Below are 15,058 nucleotides of genomic sequence, written 5' to 3'. Positions count from 1 at the left end.
GGCGCTCGGGCGTTCAGGCGGTGGTCGCGATCAGCGTGTCGATGCGCGCGTCGTTCGTCGCCTCCGGGCGGCGGCGCGTGCGGCTGCGGCGGCCGTCCACCGCCACGGCGGGGTCGCCGTGCACGGTCACGCGGCGCACCACGCGCGGCTGCCCGCCGTAGTCGTTGACGGCGATGTGCTGCGTGGCGCGGTTGTCCCAGATGGCCACGTCGTTCTGCTGCCAGCTCCAGCGCACGGTGTTCTCCAGCCGCGTCACGCGGTTCTGCAGCAGCTCGAAGAGCCGCGCCGATTCGGTGGAGGAAAAACCCTGGATGCGCTGGATGAAGTGGCCCAGCAGCAGCGCCCGCTCGCCCGAGACCGGATGCACGTGCACCAGCGGATGCTCGGCCTCATAGACCTCCGAGGCGAACACGTCGCGGTGGTGGCGCAGGCGCGTTTCGTCCACCACCAAGCGGTCGGCGCCGTAGTCGTAGTTGTTGCTGTGCACGGCCCAGAGGCTGTCGGCCAGGCGCTTGAGGTCTTCGGGCAGGCGCTGGTAGGCCGCCGCGGTATTGGCCCAGACCGTGTCGCCGCCATAGGCCGGCACCGTGACGGCGCGCAGGATGCCGTACTTGGGGAAGGCATCGAGGAAAGTCACGTCGGTGTGCCAGGAGTCGGCGCGGCCGCCGCCTTTGGAGGCGTCCAGCTCGAAGATGCGCGTGCCCTCGCGGGCCGGCACCGTGGGGTGCGCCACCGTCTTGCCCAGGCGTTCGCCGAATGCCTGGTGGCTGGCGTCGTCCAGGTGGTGCTGGCCGCGGAAGAACAGCACCTTGTGGCGCACGAGCGCGGCCGTGAGGTGGCCGATGGTGGCGTCGTCCAGGCCGGCGGACAGCTCCAGGTCCAGCACCTCGCCGCCCAGGGCCCCCGCCACGCGGCGGATGCGCAGGTCGCCGAAGGAGGTATCGATCGATTCGTCGGAAACAAGGCTCACGGAGGGCTCCAGAAAAGAGGGGTGGGCGGATTCTGGAAGCCGGTGCGCGCGGCGCGAAGCGCGTTTTCCGAGCAAGGTTGCGCGCGGAACTTGGGGGCACAAGCTCATGCGGCCACCGTCTGAAGCGGCTGGATCGGGGGATGCTTAGCTGTTTTGGTAGTAAACAACTGAAAAATCATTCGTTCCAGGCATGAACGCTCCTGCATAGAGTGTGCATAAACCACCCGCCGCCGGCCCGCCCCTGTGTGTTCCCGGCGCGGTGCCACCTGGAGATTCCACGCCATGTCCGCAGTCCTGTCCCGTGCCGCCGAAGTTGATGTACCCCCGCCGGACGATGCGCCGGCGCAAGGCTTCGAAATCCGCCCGCTGCCCGGCGCCCCGCTGGGCGCCGAGGTGCTGGGGCTGGACCTGTCTCGCCCGCTCGGCGATGCGGACTTCGCCCGCCTGCACCAGGCGCACCTCGACCACCACGTGGTGGTGTTCCGCGACCAGCGCATCACACCGCGCCAGCACATCGACTTCAGCCGCCGCTTCGGGCCGCTGCAGATCCACGTGCTGAAGAACTTCCAGCTGGCGGACCATCCGGAAATCCTCATCGTCTCCAACATCAAGGACGCCAATGGCCAGCCCATCGGCCTGGGCGATGCCGGCCACTACTGGCATTCGGACCTGTCGTACAAGGAGCGGCCCAGCCTGGGCTCGCTGCTGCACGCGCAGGAATTGCCCGGCGAGGGCGGCGACACGCTGTTCGCCGACCAGCACGCCGCCTATGACGCGCTGCCCGCGGCCCTGCGGCGTGTGATCGGCCCGCTGCGCGCGGAGCACAGCTACCTGGCCAAGTACGAGGAGCTGCGCGCGCGCAGTCCCTGGCGCCCCGCGCTCACGCCCGCGCAGATCGCCGAGGTGGCGCCCGCCATCCATCCGGTGGTGCGCACGCACCCGGAGACGGGGCGCCGCGCGCTGTTCGTGAACGAGCACTTCACCACCCGCATCGTCGGCCTGCCCGAGGATGAGAGCCGGGCGCTGCTGGCCGAGCTGTTCGCCGCGGCCATCAAGCCAGAGTTCATCTACCGCCACGTGTGGCAGCCGCACGACCTGGTGTTCTGGGACAACCGTTCCGTGCAGCACCTGGCCGCGGGAACGCCGGACAGCGAACGCCGCAAGCTCTACCGCACCACGGTGGAGGGGGATCTTCCGCTGTAGAGAGGGAACACCCCCTGAGGCGCTGCGCGCCTTCATGTTGAAAACCACTGGAAAGCTCGATCCATGCCACGTCCCACCGCTGTCTCCCTCCTGCGCCGCGCCTTCGTGCGCAAGGCCGCCACCCTCACCACGGCGGCCGGCCTGATGGTCGCGGGCCTGGCGGCCCCCGGCATCGCCCAGGCCGGGGAAGGCAGGCTGCGCATCGCCCAGCAGTTCGGCATCGTGTACCTGCTGCTCAACGTGGCGCAGGACCAGAAACTGATCGAGAAGCACGGCAAGGCGGCCGGGGTGGATATCCAGGTGGAATTCCTCCAGCTCTCGGGCGGCTCCGCGGTGAACGACGCGCTGCTCTCGGGCAGCATCGACATCGCCGGGGCCGGCGTGGGCCCGCTCTTCACGCTGTGGGACCGCACCCGCGGGCGCCAGAACGTCAAGGGCGTGGCGTCGCTCGGCAACTTCCCGTACTACCTCGTCAGCAACAACCCGGCCGTGAAGACCATCGCCGATTTCACGGACAAGGACCGCATCGCGCTGCCGGCCGTGGGCGTGTCGGTGCAGTCGCGCGTGCTGCAGTTCGCCTCCGCCAAGCTCTGGGGCGACAAGGAATTCAACCGCCTCGACAGGATCCAGGTCGCCGTGCCGCACCCCGATGCCGCCGCGGCCATCATCAAGGGCGGCACCGAAATCACCGGGCATTTCGGCAACCCTCCGTTCCAGGAGCAGGAACTGGCCGGCAACCCGAACGCCCGCATCGTGCTCAACTCCTACGATGTGCTTGGCGGTCCCGCGTCCGCCACGGTGCTCTACGCCACCGAGAAGTTCCGCAAGGAGAGCCCCAAGACCTACCAGGCCTTCCTCGCCGGGCTGAACGAGGCAGCGCAGTTCGTCGCCGCCAACCCCGAGAAGGCTGCCGACATCTATCTGAAAGTGACGGGCGCCAAGACCGACCGTGCGCTGCTGCTCAAGATCATCCAGAACCCCGAGGTGCAGTTCAAGGTGCAGCCCGAGAACACGCTCGGCCTGGGCCAGTTCCTGCACCGCGTGGGCGCGATCAAGCATAAGCCCGAAGCGCTCAAGGACTACTTCTTCGACGACGCGCTGACCGCACGCGGCAGCTGACCGGCGGCGATTTCAGGGAACGCAGCATGAAACGCATGGGAAGCTTTTCTTCGGCGCTGCTCGCGCGGGTGCGGGACGAGATGGGCGGCGAAGGCCTCTGGGCGGAGCCTGGCGCCATGGAGGATGCGCCGGCCGCACGCACCGCCGCACCGCCACCTGCGCCCGCACGTGCGCTCGCGTCGGTGCCCGCTTCCGTGTCCGGCGCCGTGCGCCCGCTTCCTGCTTCCCCGTCGCCCTTGCTGCGCGTGGAGGGCGTGAGCATCGACTACCGCACGCCGCAGCGCGCCGTGCGCGCCACGCACCGCGTGGGTTTCGACGTGCACGAGGGCGAGCGGCTGGTGCTGCTCGGCGCCTCGGGCTGCGGCAAGTCCACGCTGCTCAAGTCCATCGCGGGCTTCATCCCGCCCAGCGAAGGGCGCATCCTGCTGGACGGCCGGGCGGTGACGAAGCCCGGCCCGGATCGCGTGGTCGTCTTCCAGGAGTTCGACCAGCTGCCGCCCTGGAAGACGGTGCGCGAGAACGTGATGTTCCCGCTGCTCGCCGCGCGCCGCACGGGCCGCGCCGAGGCCGCCGAGCGCGCGGCGCTCTACCTGGACAAGGTGGGCCTGTCGAAGTTCGCCGACGTGCATCCGCACCAGCTCTCGGGCGGCATGAAGCAGCGCGTGGCCATCGCCCGCGCCCTCGCCATGCAGCCGCGCGTGCTGCTGATGGACGAGCCCTTCGCCGCGCTGGACGCGCTCACGCGCCGCCGCATGCAGGAAGAGCTGCTGGCGCTGTGGGAAGAGTTCCGCTTCACGCTGATCTTCGTCACCCACTCCATCGAAGAGGCCCTGGTGGTGGGCAGCCGCGTCGCCATCCTCTCGCCCCACCCGGGCCGGCTGCGTGCCGAGATCAACAGCCACCAGTTCGGGCTCCACAGCCTGGGCGGTGCGGAATTCCAGGCCACGGCGCAGCGCATCCACCGCCTGCTGTTCGACGAGCCCGCGCCAGAAGAGGGCGATGTGGCCGCGTCCGGATTCGCGGGCGCCCATGCCGCTGCGCCTGCGCGACGACAGCCCGCCGGCAACCTGCTGCCCTTCCGGATCGCCACATGACCCAGCCGACCCCTCTCCCTCCCGCGGCGGCCCATGCCGTGGCCGCCACAGTGGGCCGCCGCGAGCTGCCCTTCCGGCCGGACGTCGAACATGTGCTGCCGCCGCTGGACGGCATCGCCCCAGAGCAACCGCTGCCCTGGGCCGCCCGCGTGTGGCAGCAGGGTACCGTGCGCCGCCTCGCCATCCTGGCGGCGCTGGCCGTGCTGTGGGAGTTGGCCGCGCGCTGGCAGGACAACGACCTGCTGCTGCCCACCTTCCTGCAGACCGCGCGGGCGCTGGGCGAAGGCCTCGCGTCGGGCGAGCTGGTGGCGAAGACGGCCATCTCGCTGTCGGTGCTGCTCAAGGGCTACCTCGCCGGCATCGCGGGCGCCTTCGTGCTGACCACGCTGGCCGTCTCCACGCAGTTCGGTCGCGACCTGCTGGGCACGCTCACCTCCATGTTCAACCCGCTGCCGGCCATCGCACTGCTACCGCTGGCGCTGCTGTGGTTCGGGCTGGGGCAGGGCAGCCTCGTCTTCGTGCTGGTGCACTCGGTGCTGTGGCCGCTGGCCCTCAACACCTATGCGGGTTTCCAGGCCGTGCCCGAGACGCTGCGCATGGCCGGCCGCAACTACGGCCTTACCGGCATCCGCTACGTGCTGCAGATCCTCGTGCCGGCCGCGCTGCCGGCCATCCTCTCGGGGCTGAAGATCGGCTGGGCTTTCGCCTGGCGCACGCTGATCGCGGCCGAGCTGGTGTTCGGCGCCTCGTCGGGCCAGGGCGGCCTGGGCTGGTACATCTTCCAGAACCGCAACGAGCTCTACACCGACAAGGTGTTCGCGGGCCTCGTGCTCGTGATCCTGATCGGCCTGCTGGTGGAAGGACTGGGCTTCCAGACGCTGGAGCGGCTGACGGTGCGGCGCTGGGGCGTGCAGCGGTAGAGAGAAACGGCCTGTGCGCCGCATGATGGAGGGAAACGCAGGAAGAGCCTGGAGAAACCGCGATATCTGCCTCGGATATCCGGGGTGCGCAAACTGGACCCTCGCTGTATTTGCAAAATGAATCCCGAGCGTTGATGGCGTACTCGAAGGGCCGGTGTTTCCTTGTGCTGGTTGCCTGCTTCTTCGGGGGCAGCTTTCTTCCTGGGTGGCGTGCAGACAAGCCTGTCGTTGCGCCTTCTTCGGTGAGTCCTGGAGCACAGGCAAGGATCGAAAAGGCCGTGGTTTACTTGAAGTCGGACGGTTTGAGGTTCTCGTGAACCGGGAAGACGGCGTCCTCTGCCTCCAAAAGGAATGTGTCAGGGTAGAGGCCATTTGTCCGCCGAAAAATAGTCATAGAAATAACGAGACTTGCAAGTATTGGTGAGGGGCCGCCACCTTGCCGGACACGCATTCCCTCACGCGGAAAGCCTCTCCCACCCATCCGTTGTCCTGGCGCACCGGGGGATGCGGCGAACCGGCTCTGCACCTACACTCGCGGGATGTTGCGCTGGCTGATCGTCGTCTTCCTCGCCCTGGTGCTGCTCCAGGGGCTGGCGCCGTTCCTGCAGCGGCTCGGCGTGGGGCGCCTGCCGGGGGATTTCCATTTCCGCCTGTTCGGGCGCGAGTGGCACCTGCCCCTGGCCAGCACCCTGCTGCTCAGCGCGGTGGCCAGCCTGATCGCCCGGTGGATCTGAGCACGGGCGAGGGCGTCACATGCACGGCGTTTTCCCCTGGCACAGTGATTGCCTCGCTTTTTGCCACCGTCCCTTTCCCTTCCCTTTCTCCTCCTCCTCCTCGATCCGGTCCTTTCCCATGATCCGCCGCTCTTTCCGGCTGCTGGCGCTCGCCGCGGCCTTCTCCATCCTTTCCGCTCCCGTCCTGGCCCAGGCGCCTGCCGACACGATGGCCCGCATCCAGCAGACCCGCACCATCACCCTGGGGGTGCGCGAATCGGCCTGGCCCTTCTCGTTCGTGGACGCCCAGAACGGCGGCAAGGCGGCCGGCTATTCGGTGGACCTGTGCCAGGCGGTGGTCGAGGACATCAAGAACACGCTCAAGCTCAAGGACCTGGAGGTCAAGTACCGCACGGTGAGCGCCGCCGAGCGCATCCCGAAGCTGGAAGCGGGGGAGATCGACCTGGAATGCGGCTCCACCACCAACACCAAGGCGCGGCAGGAGCGGGTGGCGTTCGGCCCCACCATGTTCGTGGCGGGCATCCGCGTGCTCGTGCCCAAGGGCACCAAGGCCGACACGGTGCAGGACCTCGCCGGCATGACGGTGGCCGTGAGCAAGGGCTCCACCTCCGAGAAGCTGCTCACCCAGCTCACGGCGAACGAGGTGAAGGCCACGGTCAAGGTCTTCGACAACAACGACGAGGCGTTCAAGGCCCTGCGCGCCGGCACGGTGAAGGCGTTCGCCCAGGATGATTCGCTGCTGCTCGGCCTGGTGGCCCGCAACAAGGCGCAGGATGCCCTGGCACTCAGCAACTTCGTGCTGTCCGTGGAGCCCTACGCCATCATGGTGCGCAAGAGCGACACCGCGCTCATGGCCGTGGTGGACCGCACGCTCGGCAAGCTCTACACCAGCCGCGAGATCGATCCCATCTACAAGAAGTGGTTCCTGAACGACCAGATCTCCATCCCGGTGGGCCGCCTGACGCGCGAGGGTTTCAGCCGCCCCAACAAGGAGGCGGGTGTGGCGATGATGCTCGGCTACTCGCTGTAGTCGCGGGCTGCGAAGGCGGCAATGTTGTCCAGGAGGCTGTCGAAGTCCTCCGCGGCAAGGCAGGGGTTCAGCAGGGTCAGCTTCAGCGCAGCGCGCTGCTGGACAGTCGTCTCCCCCAGTACGGCTATGCCGTGCTTGAGAAGTCCGGCGCGAAGCCTGCGGTTGAAAGCGTCGATATCAGTACCGGGCACGGGGCCGGTGTACCTGAAAAGAATCGTTGTCAGGCTCGGCTCGGCCAGAAGCTCGAACATGCTGCGGCGCCGTATGGCCTCGGCGACCTCGCGCGCCTGTCCAAGCAGGTGGTCGATCATCTCTCCCAGCACTTCGGTGCCGACCGCCCGGAGCATCATGTAGACCTTCAAGGCGTCGAAGCGTCTCGTCGTGGAGATCGTCTTGTCCACGAGGTTGGGAAGATCATCGGTCTCGCGGTTGAGGTATTCGGCCTGGTAGAGCAGGTGCCTGAAGCGTTCCCCTTCGCGGAACAGCAGGGCCCCGCAACTCACGGGCTGAAACCACAGCTTGTGGAAGTCGGCCACCATCGAATCGGCCTGCTCGATACCGGCAAGCCGGTGCCTGTGGCGGCCCAGCACCAGGGCAGAGCCGTAGGCGCCATCCACATGGAACCATAAGCCGTGCGCCCGGGAGATTTCGCCGATGCGCTGCAGATCGTCGATGGCGCCATGGTCCGTGGTGCCCGCCGTTCCCACCACGGCGAAGGGGAGCAGGCCCTCCTGCCGCAGCGACTCGACCGTTGATGCCAACTCGTCCATGTCGATGGCGCCATCGTTTCCGGTTCGCACCTTCACCACGCCGCGCTGTCCCAGCCCCATGATGAAAGCTGCCTTGTCCACCGTGAAGTGGCTCTTGGCCGAGGCGATGATCCTCAGCCTGGGGAAAAAATCGGGCATGCCGTCACGCCTGGCCTGATGCCCGTGGTGCGTCCACAGGAACCAGTCCCGCGCCGTGAGCAGGGCCATGATGTTGCCCTGGGTGCCTCCGCTGGTAAACACACCGTCCGCCCCGGGGGGATATCCGAACAGTGTGCAGAGGTGTTCCACGACCCGCTGCTCGACAAAAGTGGCAGAGCCCGATTGGTCCCAGGAATCCATCGAAAGGTTCTGTGCCGCGATGAAGCTTTCCGCAGCGATGCCGCTCAGGAGTGGTGGCGTGTGCAGGTGGGCGATGCAATGCGGATGCTGGACGATGATTGCATGCGCAGCGATGTCCTGGCGCACTTCCCGGATCACCTGCTCCAGCGGTGCTACCGCTTGCACTCCGAGGTCACGCCGGAAGACCTGCCCGCGCAGATCGGACGGCTCCCTGCCCGAATAGGGGCGCGTCGCCGACTCGAAAAGACTCGACAGTTCCTCCACGCAGGTCGCCATCACGGCACGATAACGATCAGCACCCCCGCAGCCCGTCCGGATGAAGTGCTCTTTCCACGATTCCGTCACCGTGCCTGCTCCGTGGCCTGCATGGCGTGTGTGAAGGCCCGGGCCGCGAAATCGATCTGATCATCCGTGATGTTCAGGGGGGGGAGAAAGCGCAAGACCGCGCCATGCCGTCCACCCTTCTCTATCATCAGGCCATGCCGCAAGGCTGCGGCCTGAATCCGGGCCGCGCGCTGCCCGTCGGCAAGCGGCTGACCCAGCGCATCCACGCGTTTCGGGTCGACGATTTCAAGGCCCAGCATCAAACCCTTGCCGCGGACTTCCGCAATACACGGATGGTCCTGCCGTAGCGCTGCCAGCCTGGCGCCCAGGCTGGCTCCCATGCGGTCCGCATTCAGGGCCAAGCCATCGCGCTGGATGATCTGCAATGTTCTGGTGCCGGCAACCATGGCCCACTGGGTGCCCCGGAAGGTGCCCGCGTGCTCCCCCGGGGTCCAGTTGTCGAACCGCTTCTTGAACACCAGGCACGAAAGGGGGAGCCCGCCACCGACAGCCTTCGACAGCACGAGGATGTCCGGTTCCACGCCTGCGTGTTCGAAAGCGAAGTGGCGTCCGGAGCGAGCGACTCCGCACTGGATTTCGTCGAAGATGAGGACGATACCCAGTTCGGATGTGATGCGTCGGATCTCCCGCAACCAATAGTCCGAGGCCGGTAGAACCCCTCCTTCGCCCTGAATGGGTTCCAGGATCATGGCGGCGGGTTTGACCATTCCGCTTTCCTGGTCGTGCAGCACGGATTCGATGTATCTGATCGATGCCCGTTCACCGGCCTCTCCGCCGAGGCCGAACTTGCAGCGCAGGCCGTAGGGAAATGGGAAGAAATGCACATCGGGCATCAGCCCGGTACGCCGCTGCTTCGCGCCCAGGTTGCCCATCAGGGCCTGCGCACCGTTCGTCATGCCGTGGTAGGCGCCATGGAACGCGGCGATGTTGTGGCGTCCCGTGTATTGCTTCGCCAGCTTGATGGCAGCCTCCACGGCGTCCGATCCCGAAGGACCGCAGAACTGGATGCAGGAGTCCCGGGCGAAGCTGGCAGGAAGAAATCCCATGATCTCCTGCATGAGCGCGTCCTTGGACGGTGTCGCCACGTCAAGGGCCTGCTGGGGAATGCCCGACTGGATCGCCGCCACCACCGCTCCCGTTACCTCGGGGTGGTTGTGCCCGAGTGCCAGCGCTCCGGCTCCAGCCAGGCAATCCAGATAGCGCTGGCCCAGCGTGTCCTCGACGATGGCTCCCTGGGCCCTGCGGATTGCCATGGGAAAGCGCCGCGGGTAGGACCGCACCTCCGATTCCAGGCGCTCCTGGTTCCTCAGTTCCAATCCCTGCGGGAACCGGCGCTGAGGAGTGGGGTCAAGGGGGCCTCCGATGTCCTGCGGCGCAGGGAGGGTGAAATCGAGAGGTCTGTTCATGATGCTGTGCCTGCCATGGTGGCCTGCCGGCTGGCGGCTTCGTTCTTCCATCGATCATCGATGCCGAAGGTCTGGAATGCGGTTTTGTGGGATGTGGGGTAGCGCGCGAACCCCAGCAGGCCGTTGACGATGGCGGCATTGCGATGGGCGCCGAGTCCGAGGTCCGGAGCGGCGATACCGTGGGTGTGCATTTCAGCGTTCTGAACGAAGATCCGGCCGGGACCGGTCCACCTGGCCTCCAGCGTGTAGTCGCGCCGCACGACCGGGCGACCTTGCCCGTCAAGGGCGAGCAAGGGCCTGAGGCTGTCCATGCAGGGGGGGAACACATACCGGTAGCCCGACCCCAGCACCACGGCCTCGGTATGGAGGTCGAAATTTTCCTGCAGATCGAGGTGCCGGAATGAAAGCTTCCAGCCCTGGCGGGTGCCGGATGCTGTCAGGAGCTCGCTTCGGGCCTGCAGGACGACGCCCGTTTCCGCGCCGTCCGCCGATCGCTCGTACATGCGGTCGTAGATGGCCGCGATGGTGCTGAACGAGATGCCCTTGTACCAGTGGCCCTGCTTCGAGAGTATTTCCTTGCGCTTCGCCTCCTGCAGGCCGAAAAAATGCTCGATGTAGTCCGGCGAGAAATGCTCCAGTCCCAGCTTCGAGTACTCCATCGGGAGAAAGCCGCTGCCACGGGTGAGCCAGTTCAGTTCGTATCCGAACTGCTTCTGGCCTTCCAGCAGGTCCAGGAAGCATTCCGCGGCGCTTTGCCCGCCCCCTATGACCGTGATGCTCCGCTTCGCATGCAGATGGGGCCTGGCGAAGGCGTACTGCGACGAGTGGATGAAGTCCGTACCGTTCAGCAGGGTCGACAGTGCGTCCGGCGTCGAAGGTACCGTTCCCACGCCCAGGACGATGTTCTTCGCGAGATGCCTCGAGAGTGCCCGGGTCGCCGTGTTCCTTACCGTCACGCGAAACAGCGAATCCCGTGCCTCGATGTCCACGACTTCCATCGAGAACCGCAGGCTGCAGAGCTGTTCGGCAACCCAGCGGCAGTACCTGCTGTACTCCGTGCGGGCGATGTGGAATCTCTCGTAGAAGTAGAACGGGTAGAGGCGCCCGTGCTCCTTCAGGTAGTTGAGGAAGCTGAAGGGGCTGGTGGGATCGACCATGGTCACCAGGTCTGCCATGAAAGGAACCTGGAGGTAGCAGTTATCCAGCAGCAGTCCTTCATGCCAGACGAAGGTGTCCCTGGTGTCAAAAAATCTCGCCTTCACGGCATCGATGGGGTGCAGCAGTGCTGCCAGACCCAGATTGAACGGACCTATGCCGATCCCGATGAGGTCGAGTATGTCTTCGGCTTCTTGCCCATCGCTCGTATTCATGGCACTTCCTGTGCATCTGCAATTCGTGTTTGATTGCCGCAGCCCGCGCAATAACCTGCACTGGCCGCTGGCTGAAGGGCCGGCGAATCCTCGCCGTCTTCTCACCTGGCTTTACCTGCTGGAGCACGGGAGGCAACCAGCGCCCCTTGCGGGTGCGGGATGCTTACGCGGCCGGGCGCTTGAGCATCTGGTGATAGGTGATATAGACCTCCTCCCGCTCATATCCCAGGGATTCGTACAGGCGCTGGGCGATCTGGTTGGTCGTGGCGGTGTCCAGCGTCAACCGCTGGGCGCCTTCGCGCGCGAAGTGGTCGGTGATGTAGTTCATCAGGTATCGCGCGTACCCTTTCTGCCGCGCGGCCTTGGCGACGTAGAGATCCGAGAGGTAGTAATAGGGCCGCATGGCCAGAGAGCAGGTGGCCGGGTAGAGCTGCGAGAAGCCGACGGGCTTGCGGTCCCCGTCGAGCAGCAGGAAGATCTTCGAGCGTTCTTTCTCGAGGTTGGCCTGGATGAAGGCGCGGGAGGCCGCGAGGTCGTCTTCCTGTTCGTAGAAGATCCGGTAGTCGTTGAACAGGCCTGCCAGAACATCGAGTTGTTCCAGGGTGCATTGGATGACTTGCATGTTGATTCCGTGGGGGTTAGTGGACTTGTCCGATTTCGACCTGCACACCATTGAGGTCCCGGAAGAAAAATGCCTTGTAGCCTCCCAGTTCGTGGGCCGTGTAGGGCTCCGGCGTGGTGGGATCGATGCCCAGCGCCTTCACCCGTTGGAAAACGCCTTCGATGTCCTCGACCATGAACGCGAGATGGATACCGCAGACGTCGCTGTGGGATGCCAGGAGATGCCGCCCCTTGGAGGTGTGGTGTTCGATGAGTTCGAAGTTGCGCTGGCCGATACGGGCCATGCACGAGTGGTAGTCCGGCTTCTCGACCCGGATGATCTGCCCCACCCCGTCGCCGCTGATGTGGACCGGCTCCTCGTAGATTTCGACCGTCGTGATCTGTCGATAGAAGGCAATCGTGTCCGCGATGCTGTGGACTGTCAGGCCAATGTGGTTCAACTGGGGAAGCAGGGGCGTCGTCATGGATGAGGTATCGCGTTGTACAGAAAATGGGGCGTGGGGTTCTCGAGGAACTCCGAGAACCGGATGCGCGTTCCGAAGCGTTCCTCGATGGCGCTCAGCAGGCGGATCGCCTTGATGGAGGTCCCGCCGACCTCCTGGAAGTCGGAATGGGCATCCAGCGAGCCCTGCGGGAGATCCAGGATTTCCTCCCAAAGGGAGAGAATGGGCTCGCAGGGCCGGCTGGAAGCCACTGCCGCATCCCGTGGCGCGGTGGCTGGCAGGGCATCGAAATCCACTTTGCCGTTGACCTTGAGGGGAAGCTGCTGCATCGGGATGAAGCACTGCGGTATCTTGTAGTCGCTCAAATGCTGAGCAAGCTGCTGGCGCAGTGCGTCCAGCCCTGTCTGCGGGGGCAGTGCGACATAGGCGACCAGCTGCCCCTGCGGCGATAGCCTGACCGCCGCCTGCAGACACCCCGACTGCACCAGGGCGCCTTCGATTTCCTCGAGCTCCACGCGAAATCCGCGGACCTTCACCTGCCGATCCAGACGGCCCAGGAAATGAAGGTCGCCGTGGGCATCCCGTTCGACGATGTCTCCGGTCTTGTAGAGGCGGCCTTCATCCACTTCGGGGCAAAGGACGAACTTCCGCGCGGTCGCCAGAGAGTCACCCATGTACCCCGGTGACACCATCGGGCCGGCGACGTGCAGTTCTCCCCGAACTGCCGGCTGCATCTGTTCATCCAGGACATGCAACCGTGCGCCGTCGATAGCCTGCCCGATGTTGGTCCGCGCCTGGCATGCCTCCATGCGCTTGAACGCCACGAGGACAGTGCACTCCGTGGGGCCGTAGAGGTTGTAGAACCGACGCTCCGCCGCCCACGCCTGGATTACCGCAGGACTGCAGGCTTCTCCGCCCGTGAGCAGGGTCTCCAGTGCCGGGAACTGCTGCGGGTCGAGCACGGAGAGCATGGCTGGCGGCAGGAACGCCTGATGGATCCCGTGGCGCGCGCAGAACTCCGCAAGCGCGGTGGCGGACAGCCGCTGGTCATCGCGGGGAATGCAGAGGGTGGCACCTGCCAGGAGCGCGGGGAAAATGTCCAGCACCGAGGCGTCGAAGTTGATCGTGGAGTACTGCAGTACCCGGTGGCATGCCTTCGGCGCTATCTCGCGGAGCACCCAGTCGACGAGGTGCAGTACGCCGTCGTGCCGGATCTGCACGCCTTTCGGGCGTCCGGTGGATCCGGACGTGAAGATGGTGTAGCAGCGGTCCCGCCCCGTTGCTCGGCATGGGAATGCCCACGCTGCGGACTGCGATGGATGGCTGCCGGCGGCCTCGCCGGGCGGAGCAACGCATACCCCGGAGACCGGGAGCCGGGTGCCGGGCGCCGCCAGAACCAGCCTGCAGTTGCAGGTTTCCAGGATGTGCGCCTGCAATTGCGCAGGGAGCGAGGGATCGACAGGAACATAGCTCGCGCCCGTGGCGAGGATGGCCAGGATCGACGCATAGAGATCGGTGCTCTTTCCCATGCAGATGCCGATGGCGTCGCCGCTGCCCGCTTCGCGGCCGAGGTGCGTCTGGAACCAGGCGTCGATCGACCGGGCGATTTGCGCGATGCGCAGGCCCAGGTCCTGGTAGCTGAGCGTTTGTGCATCGGAGATGAGCGCCGCAGCTTGCGGCTGCCGGCGCACGATTTCCGAGAGCCGGTGCATCACACTGGTCATGCACCCTCCCCGAAAACACTGGTTCTTTCGAGCAGGCAGGCGCCCCACTGGAACGGTCCGGCACTGAAAAGCATGGTTTTCTGGCCTGCGCCGACCCCTGCCAGGCGACCGGCGTGGTGGAGGTTGATGAGGTTGTCCGAGCCGAAACAATGCGCGTGGCTGGCGATGGTGCGCGTGAATGCCTTCGCATAGTCCAGCCCGGCGATCTGGCAGTAGAGGCGGCTGATGTCGAGCGAATAATTGTTGGAGATGAGCAGGTCTATCTCTTCGGCGCGCATCGCCGCGCTTTCGAGGGCCTCGTCGATAAGGCGGGCGATGCAGCGGACTTCTTCTTCGAGGGACGTCCGGATGGCTTGCCGTCCATCCCACTTGTTGATGACGCGCCCGACCAGCCGGTAATCCAGTGATGCCGGAGAGCTGCTGAAGATGCATGCCGCGGCCGCATCGCCGGTGAGATAGGGGAAGTCCGGGTTCTCCGCATACAGGCGCTGCAATCCGTCCTGTGCCTTGTCGAAACTGGCGACAAGGATGTGATCGCACTGTCCCGATTCGATCAGGCCCGTTGCGAGCTTCGCCGCCCAGTGGAAGCCTGCGCATCCAGCCATGCCCAACTGGTAGTGCGGAGCATGGCAAAGGCCCAGCCGGGCATCCAGCACGCCCAGCCAGCTACCGTCCAGGTTGTTCCGGGCGTCCAGCCCGTTGGATGTGAGGAAGACGGCATCGATCTGCGATGCCTGCCTGCCGGCCGATGCCATGCACTGAGTGATGGCAGATTCCGCCAGATCAGCGATGTCGTGGTCCCATTGGGGGAACGTATCTGAACCGTGGTTCGGATTGCGCAGCCTTGCCCGCATGGCCTCGTCGCTGATCGCTTCTTCGAGGGGCACCAGAGGTCCCGCCGCATAGCAGGCCGCTCCGATATGGACGGGCGTGCGTGCGACAGCGTCGTGTGAACGAACCGCCGTCATGT

At 65.7% G+C, this 15,058-nt stretch carries 14 protein-coding genes; 6 read left to right on the top strand and 8 right to left on the bottom strand.

Features of this window, described 5'->3' with window-relative positions; all coding sequences use genetic code 11:
- Nucleotides 1–13: 13 nt before the first annotated feature.
- Nucleotides 14–970: a TauD/TfdA dioxygenase family protein gene (locus T336_RS0112640; protein WP_026432813.1), complete on the bottom strand. Its 957-nt coding sequence runs from the start codon at nt 968–970 to the stop codon at nt 14–16.
- Nucleotides 971–1,252: 282 nt separating this feature from the next.
- Between T336_RS0112640 and T336_RS0112635 the strand changes: the two genes are divergently transcribed.
- The 6 genes from T336_RS0112635 (at nt 1,253) to T336_RS0112610 (ending at nt 7,070) form a co-directional block, all read left to right on the top strand.
- The gene (locus T336_RS0112635; protein WP_026432812.1) at nt 1,253–2,173 is read left to right on the top strand and encodes a TauD/TfdA dioxygenase family protein; all 921 of its coding nucleotides are present in this window, start codon (nt 1,253–1,255) and stop codon (nt 2,171–2,173) included.
- Between the two features lie 63 nt (nt 2,174–2,236).
- Nucleotides 2,237–3,292 carry an ABC transporter substrate-binding protein gene (locus T336_RS0112630; protein ID WP_051647182.1) on the top strand — a complete coding sequence of 352 codons (1,056 nt, stop codon included), beginning with the start codon at nt 2,237–2,239 and terminating at the stop codon, nt 3,290–3,292.
- An 80-nt stretch (nt 3,293–3,372) separates the two neighbouring features.
- Complete coding sequence (locus tag T336_RS0112625) at nt 3,373–4,386, top strand: ABC transporter ATP-binding protein (protein ID WP_202799526.1); 1,014 nt, start codon at nt 3,373–3,375, stop codon at nt 4,384–4,386.
- Nucleotides 4,383–5,306, top strand: a complete 924-nt coding sequence (locus T336_RS0112620) for an ABC transporter permease (protein WP_209435963.1) — start codon at nt 4,383–4,385, stop codon at nt 5,304–5,306. The genes T336_RS0112625 and T336_RS0112620 overlap by 4 nt, the downstream gene beginning before the upstream one ends.
- Nucleotides 5,307–5,845: 539 nt before the next feature.
- Nucleotides 5,846–6,040, top strand: a complete 195-nt coding sequence (locus tag T336_RS0112615; protein WP_013596459.1) for a DUF2905 domain-containing protein — start codon at nt 5,846–5,848, stop codon at nt 6,038–6,040.
- 118 nt (nt 6,041–6,158) lie between these two features.
- Nucleotides 6,159–7,070, top strand: a complete 912-nt coding sequence (locus T336_RS0112610; protein WP_026432808.1) for an amino acid ABC transporter substrate-binding protein — start codon at nt 6,159–6,161, stop codon at nt 7,068–7,070.
- Here the strand turns inward: T336_RS0112610 and T336_RS25765 are convergent.
- From T336_RS25765 to T336_RS0112580, 7 genes are all read right to left on the bottom strand, one after another.
- Nucleotides 7,058–8,524 carry a pyridoxal phosphate-dependent decarboxylase family protein gene (locus T336_RS25765; RefSeq protein ID WP_084151421.1) on the bottom strand — a complete coding sequence of 489 codons (1,467 nt, stop codon included), beginning with the start codon at nt 8,522–8,524 and terminating at the stop codon, nt 7,058–7,060. The two genes, T336_RS0112610 and T336_RS25765, sit on opposite strands and share 13 nt — an antisense overlap.
- On the bottom strand, nt 8,521–9,930 hold the full coding sequence (locus T336_RS25760; protein WP_051647178.1) for a diaminobutyrate--2-oxoglutarate transaminase family protein: 1,410 nt from the start codon (nt 9,928–9,930) through the stop codon (nt 8,521–8,523). Before T336_RS25760 ends, T336_RS25765 begins: the two co-directional genes overlap by 4 nt.
- The gene (locus T336_RS0112600; protein WP_026432807.1) at nt 9,927–11,300 is read right to left on the bottom strand and encodes a lysine N(6)-hydroxylase/L-ornithine N(5)-oxygenase family protein; all 1,374 of its coding nucleotides are present in this window, start codon (nt 11,298–11,300) and stop codon (nt 9,927–9,929) included. Before T336_RS0112600 ends, T336_RS25760 begins: the two co-directional genes overlap by 4 nt.
- Before the next feature lie 163 nt (nt 11,301–11,463).
- On the bottom strand, nt 11,464–11,922 hold the full coding sequence (locus T336_RS0112595; protein WP_019701615.1) for a GNAT family N-acetyltransferase: 459 nt from the start codon (nt 11,920–11,922) through the stop codon (nt 11,464–11,466).
- A gap of 16 nt (nt 11,923–11,938) precedes the next feature.
- Nucleotides 11,939–12,385 (bottom strand): VOC family protein, encoded by a 447-nt coding sequence (locus T336_RS0112590; RefSeq protein ID WP_019701614.1) that lies wholly within the window; start codon nt 12,383–12,385, stop codon nt 11,939–11,941.
- On the bottom strand, nt 12,382–14,088 hold the full coding sequence (locus T336_RS0112585; protein ID WP_026432806.1) for a non-ribosomal peptide synthetase: 1,707 nt from the start codon (nt 14,086–14,088) through the stop codon (nt 12,382–12,384). The genes T336_RS0112590 and T336_RS0112585 overlap by 4 nt, the downstream gene beginning before the upstream one ends.
- The gene (locus tag T336_RS0112580) at nt 14,085–15,056 is read right to left on the bottom strand and encodes a 3-oxoacyl-[acyl-carrier-protein] synthase III C-terminal domain-containing protein (protein WP_020424863.1); all 972 of its coding nucleotides are present in this window, start codon (nt 15,054–15,056) and stop codon (nt 14,085–14,087) included. The genes T336_RS0112585 and T336_RS0112580 overlap by 4 nt, the downstream gene beginning before the upstream one ends.
- Nucleotides 15,057–15,058: the final 2 nt, after the last annotated feature.

It is taken from the genome of Paracidovorax oryzae ATCC 19882 (assembly GCF_000687165.1).
GTDB lineage: Bacteria > Pseudomonadota > Gammaproteobacteria > Burkholderiales > Burkholderiaceae_C > Paracidovorax > Paracidovorax oryzae.
This window is presented reverse-complemented; position numbering and strand designations above follow the sequence as displayed.

Excerpts from the sequence above, each read along its gene's own strand:
- T336_RS0112635 (WP_026432812.1), top strand. The coding sequence starts at position 1,253 with ATGTCCGCAGTCCTGTCCCGTGCCGCCGAAGTTGATGTACCCCCGCCG.
- T336_RS0112630 (WP_051647182.1), top strand. The coding sequence starts at position 2,237 with ATGCCACGTCCCACCGCTGTCTCCCTCCTGCGCCGCGCCTTCGTGCGC.
- T336_RS0112625 (WP_202799526.1), top strand. The coding sequence starts at position 3,373 with ATGGGCGGCGAAGGCCTCTGGGCGGAGCCTGGCGCCATGGAGGATGCG.
- T336_RS0112620 (WP_209435963.1), top strand. The coding sequence starts at position 4,383 with ATGACCCAGCCGACCCCTCTCCCTCCCGCGGCGGCCCATGCCGTGGCC.
- T336_RS0112615 (WP_013596459.1), top strand. The coding sequence starts at position 5,846 with ATGTTGCGCTGGCTGATCGTCGTCTTCCTCGCCCTGGTGCTGCTCCAG.
- T336_RS0112610 (WP_026432808.1), top strand. The coding sequence starts at position 6,159 with ATGATCCGCCGCTCTTTCCGGCTGCTGGCGCTCGCCGCGGCCTTCTCC.
- T336_RS25760 (WP_051647178.1), bottom strand. The coding sequence starts at position 9,930 with ATGAACAGACCTCTCGATTTCACCCTCCCTGCGCCGCAGGACATCGGA.
- T336_RS0112600 (WP_026432807.1), bottom strand. The coding sequence starts at position 11,300 with ATGAATACGAGCGATGGGCAAGAAGCCGAAGACATACTCGACCTCATC.
- T336_RS0112595 (WP_019701615.1), bottom strand. The coding sequence starts at position 11,922 with ATGCAAGTCATCCAATGCACCCTGGAACAACTCGATGTTCTGGCAGGC.
- T336_RS0112590 (WP_019701614.1), bottom strand. The coding sequence starts at position 12,385 with ATGACGACGCCCCTGCTTCCCCAGTTGAACCACATTGGCCTGACAGTC.
- T336_RS0112585 (WP_026432806.1), bottom strand. The coding sequence starts at position 14,088 with ATGACCAGTGTGATGCACCGGCTCTCGGAAATCGTGCGCCGGCAGCCG.
- T336_RS0112580 (WP_020424863.1), bottom strand. The coding sequence starts at position 15,056 with ATGACGGCGGTTCGTTCACACGACGCTGTCGCACGCACGCCCGTCCAT.